The organism is Methanospirillum sp., assembly GCF_028679455.1.
Lineage (GTDB): Archaea > Halobacteriota > Methanomicrobia > Methanomicrobiales > Methanospirillaceae > Methanospirillum.
Map to the genome: position 1 here is coordinate 1 of NZ_JAJRBM010000330.1, position 3,026 is coordinate 3,026.

Annotated in this window: 4 protein-coding genes; all 4 read left to right on the plus strand. The window is 38.9% G+C overall.

Going from position 1 to position 3,026, the window contains the following annotated elements; all coding sequences use genetic code 11:
- On the plus strand, positions 1-931 hold a 931-nt coding region (locus LUQ50_RS11385; RefSeq protein ID WP_300039954.1), incomplete at its 5' end, for a cobaltochelatase subunit CobN.
- A 31-nt stretch (positions 932-962) separates the two neighbouring features.
- Positions 963-1,481, plus strand: coding sequence for a hypothetical protein (locus tag LUQ50_RS11390; RefSeq protein WP_300039955.1), 519 nt, complete (start codon positions 963-965; stop codon positions 1,479-1,481).
- A gap of 65 nt (positions 1,482-1,546) precedes the next feature.
- Positions 1,547-2,683, plus strand: coding sequence for an ABC transporter substrate-binding protein (locus LUQ50_RS11395; protein ID WP_300039956.1), 1,137 nt, complete (start codon positions 1,547-1,549; stop codon positions 2,681-2,683).
- A gap of 9 nt (positions 2,684-2,692) precedes the next feature.
- The coding region (locus tag LUQ50_RS11400) for an iron chelate uptake ABC transporter family permease subunit (protein WP_300039957.1) at positions 2,693-3,026 on the plus strand (334 nt) is incomplete at its 3' end.

Sequence of the window (3,026 nt, forward strand, 5' to 3'; positions counted from 1 at the left end):
AATTGATGTACACTTAAGTATCTGTGGATTTTTCAGGGACATGTTTCCAAATATTATCCAACTCCTGAATAAGGCTTTTGCTATGGTTTCAGAAATGGATGAGACATACGAGATGAATTATGTTCGCATGCATTCTTGTGAAAACCTGAAAGAGATGGCGGAACAGATCAAGGATAACATCCTCACCCAAGAACGAGCAAAAAAAATTTCATTTGCACGGATTTATGGACCGCGGGCAGGAGAATATGGAACTAGAGTACTTCCTCTCTTGGAAGACAGTATCTGGAAAGAAGAAAAAGACCTTGCAGAGGTATACCTCGAACAGATGTCTCATCTCTATACTGATGGAATTCATGGAGAGAAATCATCGGAATCCTATCGAAAGAGTCTTTCACATGTTAAACTTGTATCACAGGTCAGAGATCGTAACGATCGGGAGATCATTGATCTGGATCACTATTTTGAATATTTCGGAGGATTGACAAAAGCCGTTGAGACAGTTTCGGGATCGAACCCGGTGATGCTCATTTCAGATACGACGAGAGAGGTGATAGAAACCGTGGAGATCAGTACAGTAATTACCCGGGGTATGCGGACAAGATTACTCAATCCAAAATGGATCGATGAGATGTTAAAACACGATTTCCATGGCACCCAGCAGATCGAAGAAAGAGTGTATAATACATTAGGACTCGCTGCTACTACCCATTCTGTTGAAAACTGGATCTGGTCAGCAATTGCAGAGCGATATATCTATGATGACGAGATGAGAGAGCGCCTCTTGGATAATAATCGTTATTCTACTCTTGGAATTGTTGAACGTTTGCTTGAAGCTGAACAACGAGGGTACTGGGATGCGACAAAAGAAGAGACCGATCACCTTCGTCAGGCCTACCTGAAGATAGAAGGAATGATTGAAGAACGCTTATAATTGTGCGAATAGTCTGTTTTCTGGAGATATTATGAAACCTTTATTAAATCAATTCACTTGGTTAACCCTACTTATACTCTTGGGTTATTTAATGATTATTCCTGCATCTTCATCTGAAATCATAGTAACACGGGACATTCAACAGGGAAAAGAAGATTCGGATAACGTGATGGATGTAACATTGACCCTCAATGGCCTCGAAAAAGGGGGAATAATTGAGACACTTCCAACAGGAGTTACTTTTCAATCTACGGCATTTCCTCAGGAAATGTTCTCTAAATCAGGAAATAATCTGATATTTGCAATTATTAATGATACCCCGGTTCATTATAAGATACAAGTATCGGATGAATCAATCCCAAAAATAATTGGAAAATGGGAAGATATACAAGATGGAGTGAAAGGTGAAGTAAGAGATGGAATTCTATCCAGTTTTCAAGGGCAGACCAACAAATCAGATAAACCTGCACGTTCTTCGGGAATTAGCATTTGTATTGTCCTTATTGCATTGTCTCTTTTACTAATGATAAGACGGGGTAATAAAGAATGATATCGAAAAAATATCTTATCCTCTGTTTTGTCTGTCTTCTCCTACCCGTAGGAGTATCAGGTGTTATGAATCAGACTCCGGTCACGCCTGATGAAGTGCATGACAAAGCATCAGAGGTACTCGGACAGGAGATAATTTCATACATGAAGGCTGAATACCTACATGAGAATATCCCCCATCCAAGCCTTGAAAATTTTAAACAGACTCTCATATATTACCCGGAATATCCAAGACAAATCGAGGATTCATCAGGAAAAATAATAACTATTCACAAACCCTTGGAAAGAATACTCGCATATAATTACCATGCTATCAGTCTACTTCACTCAAATGATAAGGTAATTGGCGTGGCACATAGTGCCCTTGCAGATTCCGATGTAATTCCGTCTCTGAATAATAAGATAGACATTGGAGGAGGAGGACCTTATGAGCCGGATTTTGAACGAATTTTATCATCTGAACCGGATGCCCTCTTAAGTTATTCTAACCTAGGTCCGGGAAAAGATTTTTTTGAAAACCGTTTGCCGAATAGTATTCCAGTAATAAGACTTGATATTATACGTCCACAAACGATTCGTGAAGAGATTATAAAACTTGGCTATCTTCTAGATAAACAAAAGGAAGCTCAAGAATATGTTACATGGTACGATAGTGTTGTAAACCCTATTAAATTTAAAATTGCACAAATTCCACCAGATAAAAGGGCAAGGGTTTTTCTGGATGTATGGAATGGAAATGCCTCTTTTACTGAAAGAAAAACCAATTCAGCTAGTGATCCATATAACCAGTACTGTGTGGACGCAGGAGTTATCAATATTGCAGCTCATGCAGTGGGTCCGTCAGGAACAATCGATACCGAATGGATAATGAAAGAAAACCCTGATGTTATTCTCGGTCTTGCATACAAAGGCGGGTATAATACCGATAATATTACCGATCTGAAAGACCAGTACGACGAGATTATGCAATTACCTCTTCTTCAAAATTCTTCTGCAATAAGAAATAATCGTGTATATATCATTGGATTCAGATTTACGAATGGCCCTACATATCCTGCGGCATTCGCTACCATGGCAAAATGGATGTACCCGGAACTTTTTAGGGATCTGAACCCTGAAGAGATCCACCAAGAATATGTTAACAGATTCTTGGGATCAAATTACACTGTCTCCGATCACGGTGTATATTATTATCCAAAATGAGGCAGTTCAATGCATTCAGTTTATCTTACTGAAAAATATCTCTCATTTATAAAGAAGAAATGGGTATGTCTTATCGCTTCTTTAGGATTTCTGCTCATATCCATTGGTATTGCCGTATCAGTTGGTTCCTATAATCTCCCGATTATTGATGTTTTTTCGATTATATTCAAAGGAATTGTAAATAGAACGGATTCAACAACGGATCTTATCATCTGGAATAATCGGCTTCCCAGGATTACAATGGCTGTAGCAGCGGGAATAGGTCTTGGAATATCCGGTACGGTGATGCAGGCAATATTAAAAAACCCACTTGCAAGTCCATTCACATTGGGTATTGCATCAG